Origin of the sequence: Leeia oryzae DSM 17879 (assembly GCF_000376945.1) — a bacterium.
Classification (GTDB): Bacteria; Pseudomonadota; Gammaproteobacteria; order Burkholderiales; family Leeiaceae; genus Leeia; species Leeia oryzae.
Map to the genome: position 1 here is coordinate 13,687 of NZ_AQXU01000021.1, position 15,839 is coordinate 29,525.

Consider the following 15,839-nt stretch of genomic DNA (forward strand, 5'->3'; position numbering starts at 1 on the left):
GTCAGTCCTTGTTGCGCCTGGCTTCCAGCGCCGCAATGCGGGCGGACAGGCGGGCAACATCATCACGCAGGGTATCTACGTCCGCGATAAAACGCTGGACAGAGAACGGGTCGGCCAGCACATGGGCTTCGTCCCGCATATAGGTGGCAAACTGGGTCAGCCAGGAATGCGACAATTGCTGGGTCTGCGCCAGCTCGGCCTTGGCCCAGCGGGCAATCGGTACAGCAGCGGCATCGCCAACGATACTGGCCAGGTCTGCCGTGGCATCCCATTGCAGGGACTGGATCACCATGCCGACATCGGCAGCCAGCTGCGCGTCGCCCTCGATCTGCATGGCAGAACGACGGGTAGCGGTATCGCCCAACAGCTTGGGCAGCTCGGCAAACGGGCAATGCAAGGTAGCATCCGGCGTATTGACATCATTCACGCGGCTCAATGCACCATCCGAATGGATGATCATGGTCAGGCGTACAGGCGGGATGCTCAGGCACACCGTTTTACCCGCGTGGGGTAGCAGGTGCGTCAACAGCTCGGGCTGCTGGGCCAACAAGTGCTGAATGACGGCAAAACCGGCTGACTGAATCATGATGACCCCCTGTTAAGCAGTGCTTAGACCTTGAAACCTTTGTGCAGCGCAACTACACCGCCTGTCAGGTTGTGGTAGTTCACCACGCCAAAACCGGCTTCCTGCATCATGCCTTTCAGGGTTTCCTGGTCCGGATGCATGCGGATGGACTCGGCCAGATACTGATAGCTTTCTTCGTCGCCGGCGACCAGTTTGCCGATTTTTGGCAACAGCTTGAACGAGTAGAAGTCGTACGGCATTTTCAGCGGCGCCCAGACTTTGGAGAACTCCAGCACCAGCAGACGGCCACCCGGCTTGAGTACGCGGCACATTTCTGACAAGGCCACGTCCTTATGGGTCATGTTGCGCAGACCAAAGGCCACGCTGACACAGTCGAAGTAATTGTCCGGGAAAGGCAGTTTTTCGGCATCGCACAGCAGGCTTGGTACCACCAGGCCTTCGTCCAGCAGACGGTCACGCCCGACTTGCAGCATGGAGCTGTTGATATCGGTATGCCAGACTTCACCGGTGCGGCCAGCCTTGCGGGCAAAAGCCTTGGTCAGATCCCCCGTGCCGGCGGCGATATCCAGCACCTTGCTGCCTTCACGGATGCCGCTCTGGGCAATGGTGAAATGCTTCCAGATGCGGTGCAAACCACCAGACATCAGGTCGTTCATGACGTCGTATTTTTGCGCTACCGAGTGGAAGACGCCGGCGACTTTTTCTGCTTTTTCAGATTCATCGACTTGTTTAAAGCCAAAATGCGTTTCTGCCATCATGCATCCTTATTGAATTCAGTTCGGGTCACGCGAGGCGCCCGCGGCGGCCAGACGTCCCAGATAGTCGCGCCAGTAAATGTCATACTGCTTGCCGAGGTCGTACAGATACGACCAAGAGTAAAGGCCGGTATCGTGTCCGTCATCAAACACCAGTTTCACGGCGTATTGCCCGACCGGCAGGATGTCCGTGATATTGACCTCCCGTTTGCCAATCTGCAGCACGGCCTGTTCCGGGCTATGACCGCGCACCTCGGCGCTGGGCGAAAACACCCGCAAATACTCACAGCTCAGTTTAAAACTGGCGCCATCGGAAAAAGTCAGTTCCAGTTGTCTGGATTGTTGATGCAACCGGATTTCGGTCGGAAAAAGCGTGGTGGTCACGATCGGGATACCGCGTGTTGTTTTGCAAACCTACATGATAACGCAGTGCAGCGAACACCGGAACGCTGGCAACCGGTTATCTGACGATATAATCCCAATGGCTTGAGGGAAAATGCTACATTTCGATGAAATGTCATTTTTCCGTAACATAAACCGCATAAGCTTGGCACATTCGGATGTTACCCTGACACAAAGGAAGCCTTACAATGCCCGCCAATATTCTGGTGATCGAAGACGAACCCGCCATTCAGGAACTGATTGCCTTTAACCTGGAGCAAGCTGGTCACCATGTCATGCGTGCAGATACCGGCGAACGCGCGTTGTCTCTGGTCAGGAATGCCCTGCCAGACCTGATTTTGCTGGACTGGATGCTGCCGGGACAAAGCGGGATCGAATTTGCACGCAAGATGCGCAGCGATGACCGTACCCGTCCGATTCCCATCATCATGCTGACGGCGCGTTCTGACGAACAGGACAAGATTACCGGTCTGGAAACCGGCGCAGATGACTACATTACCAAGCCGTTTTCCCCCCGTGAATTGCTGGCGCGCATCAAGGCAGTACTGCGCCGCCGTGCGCCGCAAATGACGGATGACCTGGTCGAAGTGCGCGGCCTGAAACTGGACCCGCAAACCCACCGGGTCAGCAGTCATGGCAAAACCCTAGATCTGGGCCCGACCGAATTCCGTCTGTTGCATTACTTCATGACCCATGCCGAGCGTGTGCATTCCCGCACCCAGCTGCTGGACCAGGTATGGGGAGACCACGTGTTTGTCGAAGAGCGGACCGTGGATGTGCATATCCGCCGCTTGCGTTCTGCGCTGGAACCTTCCGGCCATGCGGATCTGATCCAGACCGTGCGCGGTGCAGGTTATCGCCTGTCTACCCAGGCAGAATAACGGATAGGGCGACCTGACCGGTCGCCTTCATTTCCTGTGCCTACTTTCGCATTAGCAGCGTAAAATGGCCGCTACCCATACTTATCTGGCCAACAAGGCCGCATCATGACCGATACCTTTTTTTCCAGCAAGAACGATACCAAGATCAAGCGTTACCCGCCGATCATGAAATTCTGGGGGCGCATTCTGTCTTATGCCTTGCCGATTGGTGCAATGGTATGGGGGCTTGCCAAATTCGGGCATACCAAAGAAGCCTTGGGGCTGTCTTGTGCCGCGCTGCTGATTGCCCTCTTTAGCCAGCTCAAGCAGTTGTTCAAGCTGACGGCCTGGCTGCTGGACCCGACCCTGGAAACCTCGCCGGATGCTACCGGCAACTGGGGCGACGTGTTCATGATGCTGTACCAGCAGGAAAAACGCCGGCGCAAGGACCAGCGCAAGCTGGCCGCCACGCTGACCCGTTTTACCCGTGGTGCAGAAGCACTGCCGGACGGGGTGGTGGTGCTGGACGAGAATGATCGTATCGAATGGTGTAACGCGGTTGCCGAACGACATCTTGGCTTGTCCCGCAAACGGGATATGGGGTTGACGATCAATTATCTGATCCGCCAGCCGCACTTTGTCGAGTACGTGAATAACGAACGCTACACCGAGTCGGTCACGATGCATCCGGACCATGCGCCGGATACCTTGCTATCGGTACAGATATTCCCGTTTGAAGCTACGCTGAAACTGCTGGTGACACGGGACATTACCCAACTGGAAAAGATCGGCGTGGTTCACCGGGATTTTGTGGCCAATGTGTCGCACGAATTGCGCACGCCGCTCACCGTGGTTGGCGGGTTTCTGGAAACCTTGCTGGACATGGAAAACCCGGATCAGGAGATCAATCGCCGTTACATGGGCATGATGCTGGACCAGACTCGCCGGATGGAACGGCTGGTGGAAGACTTGCTGACCTTGTCACGACTGGAAAGCCAGAGCGGCCAGCACCGGGAAGAACCAGTCAATATTCCGCGCCTGGTAGAGATTCTGGCACATGAAACCCGCAGCCTGTCGGGTGGCAAACATACGATCAGCATCGAAATGGAATGTACGGACTGGCTGAACGGTAACCCGGATGAATTGCACAGCGCACTGGGGAACCTGGCCAGCAATGCCGTCCGCTATACGCCTGCGGGTGGCAGCATTACCCTGAAATGGGCCAAGCAAGGTGACGATGTGGTGTTCTCGGTCAAGGATTCGGGTATCGGGATCGAACCACAACATATCGCCCGGCTGACCGAACGCTTCTACCGGGTTGACCGGAGCCGTTCGCGGGAAACCGGCGGAACCGGTCTTGGGCTGGCGATCGTGAAGCATGCCTTGCTACGGCATCAGGCCCGGCTGGAGATTCATTCGGAATCCGGTCAGGGCAGCACCTTTAGTGCGGTATTTCCGTCAGAGCGGGTATTGCCGCAGAATAACTGAGGCAGCCCGATCAGACTGTTTTCAGGCGTGCCGCTTCAGCCACTGCGTCAGCTGGGCGGCAGAGAGTGCCCCCGAGACACGATCGACTTCCTTGCCGTGCCGGAACAGCACCAGCGTCGGAATACTGCGAATGGCATAGCGCCCGGCCAATGCCTGTTCTGCTTCGGTATCCACTTTGGCAAACTGTACTTGTCCGGTCATTTGTCTGGCCGCATCGGCAAACGCAGGTGCCATCATTTTGCACGGGCCGCACCAGGCTGCCCAGAAATCTACTACCACGGGCAGATCGTTCCGGCTGGTAAACACATCAAAACTGCTTGCGCCCAGATCAACCGGTTTGCCCGGCAGGGTCGCGTCATGGCAGCGTCCGCACTTTGGCTGATCATTTAGTCGCTCCGTCGGAACCCGATTGACGGCAAAACAATGGGGACACACCAGATGCAGGGCTGACATACAAATCCTCTTGGGTAAGCGTTGGCAAGGCCGATAGTTACTACATCAGGCCGGTTGGCACAATTTCAAGTACCATGCCGGCCCCTGCTGTCACACGTCTATCAGCCCTGTTTGTCTGCGCCGCCAGATGAAAATCCGATCAGGCTATACAGCGGGCACATGCGGAACACGCCCGTCAGTAACGGAATCACCCCGATATAACCCCAGGCACCAATCTGGCCTGTCACGGCAGCCAGAATCAGCACAACGCCGACCACAATCCGCAAGATCCGGTCGATACCACCCACATTCAGTTTCATGGCGCTTCCTTTCTGATGGAACATCTAAAAACACGTTGGACCCAATGACGGGCACCGGTTATTTGTTGCCGCAGGCAGCTGCGTCCTTTACACCCAGTTTATGCAAAATGTTCACCAACGGACAGAATCCGGTAAACCCGCTCTGGAACAGGTTCAGCCCGACAAACGCAGTAAACCACAACCAGTTGGCACTGACAAACAGCGGGCTGGCAGCGGCGCCCAGCGAGAGGGACAGCAGCACAAAAAAGCCTGCGACGATGCGTACGATACGTTCTGTTGCCATGATCTATTTACTCCTTGTGATTTGATGCTTGAGGTAAGGTTGTTTCCGGGTAGTTGTGTTTCTGGCTGACAAAATACAGCAACGGAATCACCACCAGGGTCAACACGGTTGAAACCAGAATCCCGAAAATCAGCGAAATGGCCAGGCCATTGAAAATCGGGTCATCCAGAATAAAGAAAGCGCCCAGCATGGCAGCCAGCCCGGTGAGCGCAATCGGCTTGGCGCGGGTAGCAGCCGACTGCACCACAGCAACGGGCAATGGCACGCCCTGGCTGACCTGCAGGCGGATAAAGTCCACCAGCAGGATTGAGTTACGGACGATGATGCCCGCCAGCGCAATCATGCCGATCATCGAAGTTGCGGTGAATTGCGCGCCCAACAGGGCATGGCCGGGCATGACGCCGATGATGGTCAGCGGAATCGGCGCCATGATCACCAGCGGCAGCAGATAACTGCGGAACTGCGCCACCACCAGCAGGTAGATCAGAATCAGGCCGACCGCATAGGCGGCACCCATGTCGCGGAAGGTTTCGTAAGTAATCTGCCATTCGCCATCCCACTTGAGGGCGTACTGTCGATACGGGTCCTGCGGCTGACGGATGAAGTACTCACCCAGCTGGATGCCATCGGCCACTGGCTGACCAAACAGGCCATGCCGCATGGAGAACATGCCATATAGCGGGCTATCCAGACTACCGGCCATGTCTGCCGTGACAAACGTCACCGGCAGCAGGTCTTTGTGGTAGCGCGGCTGTTCAACACGCTTCCAGACCGGCGTCACCAGCTCCGACAACGGGATCAGTTGCCCTTGTCCGCCCGGCACCCGCAGTTGCAGGGCATTTTCGATGCGGGATTGCTGGGAGGCCGGCAGCGACAGGCGAATGGCTTCCGGATATTTGCTGAGCTTGTCGTGCAGCCAGCTGGCATCCAGCCCGCCCAGCGCGGTTCTCATGGTGGCGAGAATGGCCGACTCGCTCACCCCGGCAGCTGCGGCGCGGTCATGGCGAATCTCCAGTGCCAGTTTCGGTGCCTTGGCAATCAGCGAGCTATCAACAGCCACGATGTCTTTGGTATGGCTAAAAAGCTGCTTGACCTTGGCGGCCACCGCATCCCGGCCGGCCTGGTCTGGCCCGTAGACTTCGGCCACGATTGGCGCGCGAACGGGTGGACCGGGCGGGACTTCTACCAGGTTGACGTTGGCGCCCATGCGTCTGGCAATGGCTTCCAGCCCCGGACGGACGGCCTGGGCGATTTCATGGCTCTTGCGATTTCGCTCGTGCTTGTCCAGCAAGTTGACTTGCAGATCGCCGTATTCTGGCGCCGCCCGCAGGTCATACTGGCGCACCAGCCCGTTAAAGTTGATGGGCGCAGACGTACCGGCATACGCCTGGTAATGGATAACTTCCGGCACGGTGGCCAGATAGCTACCCATTTCGTGCAGTACCGCAGCGGTTTTTTCGACCGGCGTCCCGACCGGCATATCGACCACCACCTGGAATTCGCTTTTGTTATCAAACGGCAGCATTTTCAGCACCACAAGCTTGACTACAGCCAGTGAGACAGACGCCAGGATCAGCAGCATAATGCCGGCCCACAACCGCATGCGCATGCGGCCACCACGGACCGGATCGACAAATGGGGCAAACACGCGCTGGAAGAACCGCTCCAGCTTGCCGGGTTGGCCGTCGGCATGGTCAGGGTGAACGGCGTGCTTGCCCAGCCAGCGATTGGCCAGCCATGGCGTCACCACAAAGGCGATGGCGAGCGAGATCAGCATGCCCATGCTGGCATTGATCGGGATCGGGCTCATGTACGGTCCCATCAGGCCGGACACGAAGGCCATCGGCAGCAAAGCGGCGATGACCGTCAGCGTCGCCAGAATGGTCGGGCCACCTACTTCGTCCACGGCAGCCGGGATGATCTCCAGCAACGGGGCATGCGGGTCCAGTACCCTATGGCGGTGGATGTTCTCGACCACCACAATGGCGTCATCCACCAGAATGCCGATACTGAAGATCAGGGCAAACAGCGAGACACGATTGAGCGTGAAGCCCCAGGCCCAGCTGGCAAACAGGGTGGCCAGCAGGGTCAGGATCACCGCCAGACCGACGATGCCGGCTTCCCTGCGACCCAGTGCCAGCCAAACCAGCGCCACCACAGAAGCCGTGGCAAACAGCAGTTTCTGGATCAGTTTCTTGGCCTTGTCGTTGGCGGTCACGCCGTAATCCCGGCTGACGGTCACCATCACATTGTCCGGGATCACGGTGCCTTTGAGCTGGTCGATGCGTGCTTGCAGGCGCGACGTGACATCTACGGCGTTTTCACCGGGTTTCTTGGTGATTTGCAAGGTAACGGCAGGATGTTCCGCCGCCGCTTTGCCCACCGTGCCGTGCCAGACATAGCGCTCAGGGACGGGCGGTCCTTCTTCCAGTCTGGCCACATCTTTCAGATACACAGGGCGCCCGTCAAACACGCCGACGATGACATCACCCACATCCTGCAGGCTGGCCAGGAACCCACCGGTTTCTACCTCGATGCGCTGATTGTCAGCGGTCAGGGCGCCGCTCGGCATGGTCACATTGCGTGCCTGCAAAGCTTGCTGGATCTGCACAACAGAAATGCCGCTGGCACTGAGTTTGCGTGCATCCAGCCAGACGTTAACGGCTTGTCCGGGACCGCCAATGGTTTGTACCTCTCGGGTACCGGCCACCCGCTTGAGTTCGACTTCCAGGCTGTGCGCAGCGCGTTCCAGGTCGTAGCCGCCTGCGGCCGCATCTTTGCTCCACAGAGTCAGCGCCATCACCGGTACATCATCAATCCCCTTGGGTTTGACAATGGGCTGGCCGACCCCAAGTCCGGTTGGCAGGCTGTCCAGATGCGAATGCACCGTATCGTACAAGCGTACCAGTGCGGTTTCGTGCGGGACACCCACCTTGAACTGCACCGTCATGATGGCCATACCGGGACGGGAGACCGAATACACATGGTCTACGCCGGCAATCTGGTCCAGCATCTGTTCATATGGGATGGCGACGTGCTGCTCGACATCCGTCACCGACGCGCCAGCATATGGCACTACCACGTTGGCCATGGTCACGTTGATCTGCGGCTCTTCTTCCCGGGGCGTAACCAGAATGGCAAACAGGCCCAGCAAGGCGGCAATCAGCGCCAGTAGCGGGGTCATGGTATTTTTCTGGAAATACGCCACGATCCGGCCGGATACCCCCAGTAGAGGCGATCCGCCCGCCTGCTTATCGGTGACAGGATGCTGTTCGCTCATTGTGCTTGCCCCAATCCAGCCGCAACCGGGTTCAGCGCGACTTTCTCGCCGGCCTGTACCCCCGCCAGAATCTCTACCCCTGCCGGCCCCATGTCTTCACCCAGGCGGACCTGCCGCAGCAAAAACTTGCCGTTGCCAGACAGCACATACACCAGCGACAGCTCGCTCCGGCGAAGAATGCTGCTGGCAGGCACGACCAGACGGCGGGTCTGGCTGGTGGCAAACCAGACCGACACGGTTTGCCCCGGGGCATACGCGGTCGATGCCGGCAAGGCCACCCGCACTTCACGCGTGTGCGTGACCGGATCGGCCGCCGGCAAGACGGTGGTCGCACCGGCAGGCTGCCAGTCTTTGCCGTTCAGTTGTATTTTGGCTGGCGAACGGGCATCCAGCTCGCTGATGGATGCCTGTGGCACATGCGCAACCGCACGCAGCCCCCCCGGTGCAAATACAGTCAGCAACGGCGTGCCGGGTGCAGCCATTTGCCCGACTTCGGTCGATACCTGGCTGACCACACCGTCAAACGGCGCCTTGACGATGGCGTAATCCTTATTGGTACTCATCTGACCCGCATTGGCCTTTAGCGCCTTGACGCTCGCCAGTGCAGCGTCATACTGCGACTGGGCTGTATCCAGCATGGCCTGACTCATGAATTTTTGTGCGACCAGACTCTGGGTGCGCCGCAGGTTGGCACTGGCGTTGGCCAGCTGGGCCTGGGCAGCCTGTACTTGCGCCGTACTGGCACTCACACCTTGCGACAGGGCTTTGTCATCCAGACGCGCCAGTACCTGCCCGGCTTTGACCCGGTCGCCCACTTTCACGGACAGCATGACCACCTGCCCCTGGGTCTGCGCCGACACGGCCGACTGCTGTACGGCCTCTACCACGGCTTCTGCCCGGTAACCGGCACTAACCATCTGCCACTGGGCGACGGCCACTTGCGGTGCACTTTTTGCCATGAGTCCGGTTGCCACCAGCATCATCGCCGCCGACAGGGTCCGGATGACTATTTTTTTCTGCTGCGCCATGAGCGTTGTCCTGTAAAAAACTTTACTACACTATATAACTATATAGTAATATAATCAAATAAAAAAGCAAGTCACCCCATCCGGACAAGGCTCGGGTAAAATGTAACCGTTATCGTCGAGGTGTGTGATGGAAGAACTGAATGATGTAGCCCTGACAAAAGTGGCCAGCTATTTCCGGGCATTGTCCGAACCCATGCGTTTGCGGATTCTCAACTGCCTGCGCGATGGCGAAAAGAGCGTGCGCCAGCTGACCGAACTGAGCGGTGGCGGGCAAGCAAACGTGTCCAAGCATTTGTCCCTACTGCTGGAAGCCGGACTGGTCACGCGCGAACAGCGCGGCACCATGGCCATCTACCAGATAGCTGACGCTTGTACCTATGAGTTATGCGATCTGGTATGCGGAAACGTGGCCAAGATTTTGCAAAGGGATGCCGAACTGCATCAGGCCATTCAGGAAGCCGCGCGCAGAATTGGCTAACCCTCGCCGTGCACGACCAGCGACCAGATTCTACTTTGTTTGACCAAAATCAAGCACTTGCCCGCATATTCTCCCGATTCGATCTTGCACAGTACCGGGATGGCTTGTTACGATAACGAGAATAAATATCGTTTACAAAGCGTATTATGCCAAACAGACCTCTCCAGACAACCGAGACCGGGCACCCGGTCTCGCCGCTACATGATCTGCCCAAAGGGGCACATGCCCGCATTGTCAGCATCGACGTACAGAATGCCTTTGGCCAGCGCGACGAACACGTCACCCAGCGCCTGAAAGAGCTGGGTTTTCTTCCCGGCGCCACACTGAAAGTGATCGGTTTTGGCCTGTTTGGCAAAGACCCGATTGCGGTACAGATCAATGGCACCAAGTTCGGCCTGCGCCGCCGCGAAGCCGAAAAAATCCTGACAACGCCACATAAAGCCTGATGGGTCATGACCTCTGCTCACGTAACCACACCCCCCTTGCGATTTGCCCTGGTAGGCAACCCAAACTGCGGAAAAACCGCACTGTTCAACCGACTGACAGGTTCCCGGGCCAAAGTCGCCAACTATGCCGGCGTGACGGTCGAAAAACGCATCGGCCTGCTGCAGCAGATGGATGCGCCTGCCGAACTGATCGACTTACCGGGTACTTACAGTCTGTATGTGGCGTCTCCCGATGAGCAGGTGGCGCGGCGTGTCATTCTGGGTGAAATGGCAGACGAAGCCCGCCCGGATGTACTGGTGGCCGTTGTGGATGCCACTAACCTGAAACTGGGGCTGCGGTTAGTACTGGAACTGAAAGTGCTGGGGCTGCCGATGATTCTGGCCCTGAACATGGCCGATGCCGCCGAGCACCGGGGCATTCGCATCCAGGTCGATGAACTGTCGCGCAGGCTGGGCCTGCCGGTCGTTGAAACCGTGGCGGTACGCAAGCATGGCGTCAATGCCTTGCAGGACGCCATGCGCACCATCGCCAAACAAGCCCTGCAACGGGCAGACACCATCCCGTTACCCGCACGCGGCGAGGACGTGGAAGCTTTGTATGCGCGGATCGACGACATGCTGGCCGGTTGCGTTTCTGCGCCGGCCAACCCGCCACGCTGGCAGGAAGCGCTGGATACCCTGATCATGCACCCGGTCTGGGGGCTGCTGGTTCTGCTAACGACCCTGTTCCTGATGTTCCAGGCCGTGTTTGCCTGGGCCAGCCCGCTGGTCGATGCCATTGATACCAGTGTGCAATGGATAGGTGCACAGGTCGGTGCCCTGCTACCCACGGGCATTCTGCAGGATTTTCTGGTCAACGGACTGATTGCGGGGACCGGCAGTGTGCTGGTGTTCTTGCCGCAGATCATCATCCTGTTTGCCTTCATTCTGGCACTGGAAGACTCCGGCTACCTGCCGCGGGCAGCCTTTTTGCTGGATCGGCTCATGCGCGGCGTGGGATTGTCAGGCAGATCGTTCATCCCCTTACTGTCCAGTTTTGCCTGCGCGGTGCCCGGCATCATGGCCACCCGTTCCATTGCCGACCCGAAAGAACGGCTGATCACCATCATGGTGGCGCCGCTGATGACCTGCTCGGCACGCCTGCCGGTATACGCACTGGTGATTGGGGCCTTTATCCCGCATCAAACCGTGTGGGGGGTTTTCAACCTGCAGGGGATCACGCTGTTTGCCCTGTATATTGCCGGCATTGTCAGTGCCGCCCTGATCGCCTGGGTAATGCGCAAACAGCAACACGCTGCGGATGACTTCCCCTTGCTGCTGGAGCTGCCCAGCTACCGCTGGCCCAACGCCTATCACTTTTTGCTGGGTCTGAAAGAACGGGCCTGGATCTTTATCCGCCGGGTTGGCACCATCATTCTGGCGCTGTCGATCCTGCTCTGGTTTCTGGCCACTTACCCGCACGCACCGCTCAATGCAACAGCACCCGCCATCGAGTACAGTTTTGCCGGCATGCTGGGCAAGCTGATGCAGCCGCTGTTCGGGCCACTGGGTTTCAGCTGGCAGATGTGCATTGCCCTGATTCCGGCCATGGCCGCCCGTGAAGTGGCCGTCAGCGCGCTGGCCACCGTGTATGCCGTAGGCGGCGGCGAATCCGCCCTGGGAGCATCACTGGCTCATGCCTGGGGCTTACCGGTAGCCCTCGCCTATCTGGCCTGGTTTGTGTATGCGCCACAATGCCTGTCCACCATTGCCGTGGTCCGCCGCGAAACCAACTCGGTGAATGCCACCATTGCGTTTACCGGGTATTTGTTTTTACTGGCTTATCTGGCTGCCTGCGCCACCCGCTATCTTGCCGGGGTCTGGCTGTAAGCCGTTATCGAATCGGTCTGACCGGGAGAACCACATGTCTGCTGACTGGCTTCAAACTGCGATTGTAGGACTGTGCGTGGCGGGCGCCGCCGCCTTTGTCCTGCGCAAATATGTACTCAAAAAACCCGGTGCATCGACCGGTTGCGGCAGCTGCAGCGGGTGTGGTACCAAACGCTGCAGCAAATAGAAGGCAGGCGATCAGGCGATCACGTACCCCACGCCGCGCATGGTACGGATCAACTGGTCGCCCAGTTTTTTGCGCAAGTGGTGGATATGCACCTCCACTGCATTGCTGCCGACTTCTTCACCAAACCCATAGAGGCTGTCTTCCAGTTGCTCGCGGGACCTGGCCGTACCCCGATGTTCCAGCAAGTCCACCAGCAGGGCAAACTCCTTGCCGGATAACACCACCAGCTCCCCTTTCAGCCATACCTGATGTGCGGCCGGGTCCACCGTCAGGTCACCGTGCTTCAGTTCCGGATTGGCCCGCCCGTGGGCACGCCGCAGCAAGGCACGGACGCGGGCAGTCAACTCGGCCAGCGCAAACGGCTTGACCAGATAATCATCTGCACCGGCTTCCAGCCCTTTGACGCGATCATCCACGGTATCTCTTGCGGTCAACAACAGCACGGGCAGATCCTTGCCCTTGCTGCGCAACTTCTTCAGCAGGGTCAGGCCATCTTGCCGCGGCAAACCGATGTCCAGCACCAGCAGTTCATAATCGGTGGTCATCAGGGCGGATTCCCCGGTCACTCCGTCCTGCATCCAGTCCACCACCAGGCCGGCATCCCGCAATACAGCGGCAATACCGTCACCTAGCAAGGCATCGTCTTCAACCAGCAAAATCCGCATTACTTATCCTTGACGGTTTTCAGCACGGGCCGGAGCACCGGCCACACGGTATCCAGCAACAACGGCTGCGCCTTGGCAACTGGATGCAATCCGTCTGGCTGGAACAGGTCTTTGCGGTTGGCCACCTTCGCCAGCAAGAACGGGACAAAAGGTACTTTCTCCAGGCTGGCCAGCTCCTGATACATCTGGCTGAACTTTTGCTGGTACTGGCGGCCATAATTGGGAGGAATCTGGATGCCGATCAGCACGGTTTTGGCGCCCGCCTGGGCAATCTGTTCGATCATGCGCTGCAGGTTGTTCTGGGTCGCCTGCAAGGGCAGCCCGCGCAAGGCATCGTTAGCCCCCAGTTCCAGCAGGACGATATCGGGCTGATGCTTGGCCAGGGCCTGTGGCAAACGGGCGACGCCGCCCGCTGACGTTTCACCGGAGACACTGGCGTTGATGACCGTATGGCGAGCCCCTGCCTTGCGCGCCAGCAGATCAACCCAGCCGGTATCTTTTGGCAGGCCATAGCCGGCCGACAGGCTGTCGCCCATGACCAGAATCGTTGCGCCGTAACTGTTCTGCGCCAATAATAGGCTGGCGCCCAGCATCCACCACGACAGGAATACTCGCATGACACGCACAGAAAATCTCCTTTCAGGAACTCCCCCGATTGTGCAGGCGCGGCACCTCGCAAAGCAAGTGGCATTTCACGGTCAGTTGCTGCATATCCTCAACGACATTTCGTTTGAATGCCAATCCGGCGAAACACTCGCCATTCTGGGCAAATCCGGCAGCGGCAAATCAACCTTGCTGGGACTGCTGGCCGGGCTGGACAACCCAAGCCAGGGCGAGGTGATGCTGCTGGGGCAATCCATCAATGCGCTGGGGGAAGATGCCCGCGCTCGCTTGCGGGCGGGTCGGGTGGGGTTTGTGTTCCAGAATTTTCAGTTGCTGGACATGCTGACCGCGCTCGAGAACGTGATGCTGCCGCTTGGCCTGCAACAGCATAAAGCGGCCGAGGCCGTTGCCACGGAGTGGTTGCAAAAGGTAGGACTGGGCGACCGGCTGCACCAGCTGCCCGCCAGCCTGTCTGGCGGCGAACAGCAGCGCGTGGCCTTGGCCCGGGCGTTTGTCACCCGCCCGGAAATCCTGTTTGCCGATGAACCCACCGGCAACCTGGACAGCGAAACCGGTGACACCATCATCCGGCTCTTGTTTGAACTACAGAAAGAACACCATACCACGCTGGTGATCGTGACCCATGACGACCAGCTGGCCAGCCAATGCCAGCGGCAGATCCGGCTGGAGAAAGGCCGGCTGGTCAGCCAGCCGTCACCTCAGGCAGATACGCTGTCCGATACCGCAACGCTTGCGTGATCTGCACGCTGGCTGGCGCGCTGGTGTAAATCCTCGATGGCCTTGAACAGCAATTGCGGGTCATTCGGCTTGAGCAGGGTCGCGTCAGACAGCATCCGCCGCCAGTGGCGGGCACCCGGCAAGCCCTGATACAAACCCAGAATATGGCGGGCAATGTGTTTGAGCGGCACGCCACTGGCCACTTCGCTTTCCACAAAGCCCATGATGGCATGGATGATCGCTTCCCGCGACGGCACCGGATGGTCATCGCCGTAGATCAGCCGGTCTACCTCTGCCAGACAATACGGATTGTGATAGGCCTCGCGCCCGATCATGACCCCGTCCACATGCTGCAAATGCGCCTGCGCCTGTTCTAGCGAAGTAATCCCGCCGTTGATATGGATTTCCAGCTCCGGGAATTCCTGCTTCAGCTGGTACACATAGTGGTACTTGAGCGGCGGAATCTCGCGGTTCTGCTTGGGAGACAAGCCTTTGAGGATGGCATTGCGCGCATGCACAATGAACACCCGCGTGTCGCTGTGGCGGGCCACGGTTTCGACAAACTGGCGCAGATAATCGTAAGACTCGACATCATCAATGCCGATACGGTGCTTGATGGTGACCGGAATGGATACCTGGTCCTGCATGGCTTTCATGCAGTCGGCCACGTGCAGTGGCTCAGCCATCAGGCACGCGCCAAACGAGCCGGACTGCACCCGCTCACTCGGGCAACCCACGTTCAGGTTGACCTCGTCGTAGCCCCATTCTTCGGCAATGCGGGCGCAACTGGCCAAAGCGGCAGGTTCGCTCCCGCCCAGCTGAATCGCCAGCGGATGCTCGCAGGCATCAAACTTCAGAAACCGTTCACGTTGCCCGTGCAAAATCGCCCCGGTATTGACCATCTCGGTATACAGCCAGGTGTGGCGGGTAATCTGACGGGCAAAATACCGATAAAACCGGTCGGTCCAGTCCAGCATGGGCGCGATGGAGATTTTACGGGGCGGCAAAGACATACAAACTCGTTTCTGGCAGGTGTTCATGTTCAATCCGGCCAACACATCGGATGAACAAAATTTAATCAGATATTGTACCTGAAACCGGCGTTTTCCGCTAAAAAGCCCGCCTTTCCACCCCTGCCCGCCGCAACGGGTTTAGCGTAAAATGCAAAGATTACACAGGACACCCGCTCATGACACCCGATCTGGAAATCGACCTGAAAGGTCTGAACTGCCCGCTCCCCATTCTGCGCACCAAAAAGGCACTGGCCGCCATGGAAAGCGGCAAACTGCTGCTCGTCTGGGCCACCGACCCCGGCACCCCGACCGACTTCGCCCAGTTCTGCCAGCAAACCGGTCACCAGTTGCTGGAAAACACCCAGGTAGACGGCCAGTTCCGTTTCCTGATCAAACGGAAGTAAAC

The 15,839-nt window shown here is 58.5% G+C and carries 19 protein-coding genes; 8 read left to right on the forward strand and 11 right to left on the reverse strand.

What is annotated here, in order from left to right:
* Window position 1 precedes the first annotated feature (1 nt).
* Genes F552_RS0107575 through F552_RS0107585 form a run of 3 tightly spaced genes read right to left on the reverse strand, consistent with a single transcriptional unit; the run spans window position 2 to window position 1,725 of the window.
* Window positions 2–586, reverse strand: coding sequence for a ubiquinone biosynthesis accessory factor UbiJ (locus tag F552_RS0107575; RefSeq protein ID WP_018151131.1), 585 nt, complete (start codon window positions 584–586; stop codon window positions 2–4).
* A gap of 23 nt (window positions 587–609) precedes the next feature.
* Window positions 610–1,344: a bifunctional demethylmenaquinone methyltransferase/2-methoxy-6-polyprenyl-1,4-benzoquinol methylase UbiE gene (ubiE, locus tag F552_RS0107580; protein ID WP_026182496.1), complete on the reverse strand. Its 735-nt coding sequence runs from the start codon at window positions 1,342–1,344 to the stop codon at window positions 610–612.
* A gap of 15 nt (window positions 1,345–1,359) precedes the next feature.
* On the reverse strand, window positions 1,360–1,725 hold the full coding sequence (locus F552_RS0107585) for a gamma-butyrobetaine hydroxylase family protein (RefSeq protein ID WP_018151133.1): 366 nt from the start codon (window positions 1,723–1,725) through the stop codon (window positions 1,360–1,362).
* Window positions 1,726–1,931: 206 nt separating this feature from the next.
* Between F552_RS0107585 and phoB the strand changes: the two genes are divergently transcribed.
* Together phoB and phoR are read left to right on the forward strand one after the other, a co-directional pair.
* On the forward strand, window positions 1,932–2,624 hold the full coding sequence (gene phoB, locus F552_RS0107590) for a phosphate regulon transcriptional regulator PhoB (protein WP_018151134.1): 693 nt from the start codon (window positions 1,932–1,934) through the stop codon (window positions 2,622–2,624).
* Window positions 2,625–2,729: 105 nt separating this feature from the next.
* Window positions 2,730–4,091 carry a phosphate regulon sensor histidine kinase PhoR gene (gene phoR / locus F552_RS0107595; RefSeq protein WP_018151135.1) on the forward strand — a complete coding sequence of 454 codons (1,362 nt, stop codon included), beginning with the start codon at window positions 2,730–2,732 and terminating at the stop codon, window positions 4,089–4,091.
* Between the two features lie 21 nt (window positions 4,092–4,112).
* Here phoR and trxC read toward each other — a convergent pair whose 3' ends face one another.
* The 5 genes from trxC to F552_RS0107620 all read right to left on the reverse strand — a co-directional run bounded on the left by trxC (window position 4,113) and on the right by F552_RS0107620 (window position 9,434).
* Complete coding sequence (gene trxC / locus F552_RS0107600; RefSeq protein ID WP_018151136.1) at window positions 4,113–4,544, reverse strand: thioredoxin TrxC; 432 nt, start codon at window positions 4,542–4,544, stop codon at window positions 4,113–4,115.
* Between the two features lie 101 nt (window positions 4,545–4,645).
* Complete coding sequence (locus F552_RS0107605; RefSeq protein ID WP_018151137.1) at window positions 4,646–4,843, reverse strand: YgaP family membrane protein; 198 nt, start codon at window positions 4,841–4,843, stop codon at window positions 4,646–4,648.
* Window positions 4,844–4,901: 58 nt separating this feature from the next.
* A complete protein-coding gene (locus F552_RS0107610) occupies window positions 4,902–5,126 on the reverse strand; it encodes a YgaP family membrane protein (RefSeq protein ID WP_018151138.1) in 225 nt (74 codons plus the stop codon).
* Between the two features lie 7 nt (window positions 5,127–5,133).
* On the reverse strand, window positions 5,134–8,406 hold the full coding sequence (locus F552_RS0107615; protein ID WP_018151139.1) for an efflux RND transporter permease subunit: 3,273 nt from the start codon (window positions 8,404–8,406) through the stop codon (window positions 5,134–5,136).
* Window positions 8,403–9,434: an efflux RND transporter periplasmic adaptor subunit gene (locus F552_RS0107620; RefSeq protein WP_018151140.1), complete on the reverse strand. Its 1,032-nt coding sequence runs from the start codon at window positions 9,432–9,434 to the stop codon at window positions 8,403–8,405. The genes F552_RS0107615 and F552_RS0107620 overlap by 4 nt, the downstream gene beginning before the upstream one ends.
* Before the next feature lie 127 nt (window positions 9,435–9,561).
* Here F552_RS0107620 and F552_RS0107625 point away from each other — a divergent pair, with 127 nt between their 5' ends.
* The 4 genes from F552_RS0107625 to F552_RS20525 all read left to right on the forward strand — a co-directional run bounded on the left by F552_RS0107625 (window position 9,562) and on the right by F552_RS20525 (window position 12,414).
* The gene (locus tag F552_RS0107625; protein WP_018151141.1) at window positions 9,562–9,912 is read left to right on the forward strand and encodes an ArsR/SmtB family transcription factor; all 351 of its coding nucleotides are present in this window, start codon (window positions 9,562–9,564) and stop codon (window positions 9,910–9,912) included.
* Between the two features lie 146 nt (window positions 9,913–10,058).
* Window positions 10,059–10,358, forward strand: a complete 300-nt coding sequence (locus F552_RS0107630) for a FeoA family protein (RefSeq protein WP_018151142.1) — start codon at window positions 10,059–10,061, stop codon at window positions 10,356–10,358.
* A gap of 6 nt (window positions 10,359–10,364) precedes the next feature.
* The gene (gene feoB, locus F552_RS0107635; protein ID WP_026182497.1) at window positions 10,365–12,227 is read left to right on the forward strand and encodes a ferrous iron transporter B; all 1,863 of its coding nucleotides are present in this window, start codon (window positions 10,365–10,367) and stop codon (window positions 12,225–12,227) included.
* Between the two features lie 34 nt (window positions 12,228–12,261).
* Complete coding sequence (locus tag F552_RS20525) at window positions 12,262–12,414, forward strand: FeoB-associated Cys-rich membrane protein (RefSeq protein WP_018151144.1); 153 nt, start codon at window positions 12,262–12,264, stop codon at window positions 12,412–12,414.
* A gap of 11 nt (window positions 12,415–12,425) precedes the next feature.
* Here the strand turns inward: F552_RS20525 and F552_RS0107645 are convergent, their stop codons facing one another.
* Both F552_RS0107645 and F552_RS0107650 read right to left on the reverse strand, forming a co-directional pair.
* On the reverse strand, window positions 12,426–13,079 hold the full coding sequence (locus tag F552_RS0107645; RefSeq protein ID WP_018151145.1) for a response regulator: 654 nt from the start codon (window positions 13,077–13,079) through the stop codon (window positions 12,426–12,428).
* Window positions 13,079–13,696 carry an arylesterase gene (locus F552_RS0107650; RefSeq protein WP_026182498.1) on the reverse strand — a complete coding sequence of 206 codons (618 nt, stop codon included), beginning with the start codon at window positions 13,694–13,696 and terminating at the stop codon, window positions 13,079–13,081. Before F552_RS0107650 ends, F552_RS0107645 begins: the two co-directional genes overlap by 1 nt.
* On the opposite strand from F552_RS0107650, the gene F552_RS18740 reads away from it, so the two are divergent.
* Window positions 13,695–14,441 carry an ABC transporter ATP-binding protein gene (locus F552_RS18740; RefSeq protein ID WP_051078276.1) on the forward strand — a complete coding sequence of 249 codons (747 nt, stop codon included), beginning with the start codon at window positions 13,695–13,697 and terminating at the stop codon, window positions 14,439–14,441. The genes F552_RS0107650 and F552_RS18740 overlap by 2 nt on opposite strands.
* Here the strand turns inward: F552_RS18740 and dusA are convergent.
* Window positions 14,402–15,433 (reverse strand): tRNA dihydrouridine(20/20a) synthase DusA, encoded by a 1,032-nt coding sequence (gene dusA / locus F552_RS0107660; protein ID WP_018151148.1) that lies wholly within the window; start codon window positions 15,431–15,433, stop codon window positions 14,402–14,404. The genes F552_RS18740 and dusA overlap by 40 nt on opposite strands.
* A gap of 176 nt (window positions 15,434–15,609) precedes the next feature.
* Between dusA and F552_RS0107665 the strand changes: the two genes are divergently transcribed.
* Window positions 15,610–15,837 (forward strand): sulfurtransferase TusA family protein, encoded by a 228-nt coding sequence (locus F552_RS0107665; protein ID WP_018151149.1) that lies wholly within the window; start codon window positions 15,610–15,612, stop codon window positions 15,835–15,837.
* Window positions 15,838–15,839: the final 2 nt, after the last annotated feature.

Excerpts from the sequence above, each read along its gene's own strand:
- F552_RS0107610 (WP_018151138.1), bottom strand. The coding sequence starts at position 5,126 with ATGGCAACAGAACGTATCGTACGCATCGTCGCAGGCTTTTTTGTGCTG.
- F552_RS0107575 (WP_018151131.1), bottom strand. The coding sequence starts at position 586 with ATGATTCAGTCAGCCGGTTTTGCCGTCATTCAGCACTTGTTGGCCCAG.
- F552_RS0107630 (WP_018151142.1), top strand. The coding sequence starts at position 10,059 with ATGCCAAACAGACCTCTCCAGACAACCGAGACCGGGCACCCGGTCTCG.
- feoB (WP_026182497.1), top strand. The coding sequence starts at position 10,365 with ATGACCTCTGCTCACGTAACCACACCCCCCTTGCGATTTGCCCTGGTA.
- F552_RS20525 (WP_018151144.1), top strand. The coding sequence starts at position 12,262 with ATGTCTGCTGACTGGCTTCAAACTGCGATTGTAGGACTGTGCGTGGCG.
- phoR (WP_018151135.1), top strand. The coding sequence starts at position 2,730 with ATGACCGATACCTTTTTTTCCAGCAAGAACGATACCAAGATCAAGCGT.
- F552_RS0107625 (WP_018151141.1), top strand. The coding sequence starts at position 9,562 with ATGGAAGAACTGAATGATGTAGCCCTGACAAAAGTGGCCAGCTATTTC.
- F552_RS18740 (WP_051078276.1), top strand. The coding sequence starts at position 13,695 with ATGACACGCACAGAAAATCTCCTTTCAGGAACTCCCCCGATTGTGCAG.
- F552_RS0107645 (WP_018151145.1), bottom strand. The coding sequence starts at position 13,079 with ATGCGGATTTTGCTGGTTGAAGACGATGCCTTGCTAGGTGACGGTATT.
- ubiE (WP_026182496.1), bottom strand. The coding sequence starts at position 1,344 with ATGATGGCAGAAACGCATTTTGGCTTTAAACAAGTCGATGAATCTGAA.
- F552_RS0107605 (WP_018151137.1), bottom strand. The coding sequence starts at position 4,843 with ATGAAACTGAATGTGGGTGGTATCGACCGGATCTTGCGGATTGTGGTC.
- trxC (WP_018151136.1), bottom strand. The coding sequence starts at position 4,544 with ATGTCAGCCCTGCATCTGGTGTGTCCCCATTGTTTTGCCGTCAATCGG.
- phoB (WP_018151134.1), top strand. The coding sequence starts at position 1,932 with ATGCCCGCCAATATTCTGGTGATCGAAGACGAACCCGCCATTCAGGAA.
- F552_RS0107620 (WP_018151140.1), bottom strand. The coding sequence starts at position 9,434 with ATGGCGCAGCAGAAAAAAATAGTCATCCGGACCCTGTCGGCGGCGATG.
- F552_RS0107650 (WP_026182498.1), bottom strand. The coding sequence starts at position 13,696 with ATGCGAGTATTCCTGTCGTGGTGGATGCTGGGCGCCAGCCTATTATTG.
- F552_RS0107665 (WP_018151149.1), top strand. The coding sequence starts at position 15,610 with ATGACACCCGATCTGGAAATCGACCTGAAAGGTCTGAACTGCCCGCTC.
- dusA (WP_018151148.1), bottom strand. The coding sequence starts at position 15,433 with ATGTCTTTGCCGCCCCGTAAAATCTCCATCGCGCCCATGCTGGACTGG.
- F552_RS0107615 (WP_018151139.1), bottom strand. The coding sequence starts at position 8,406 with ATGAGCGAACAGCATCCTGTCACCGATAAGCAGGCGGGCGGATCGCCT.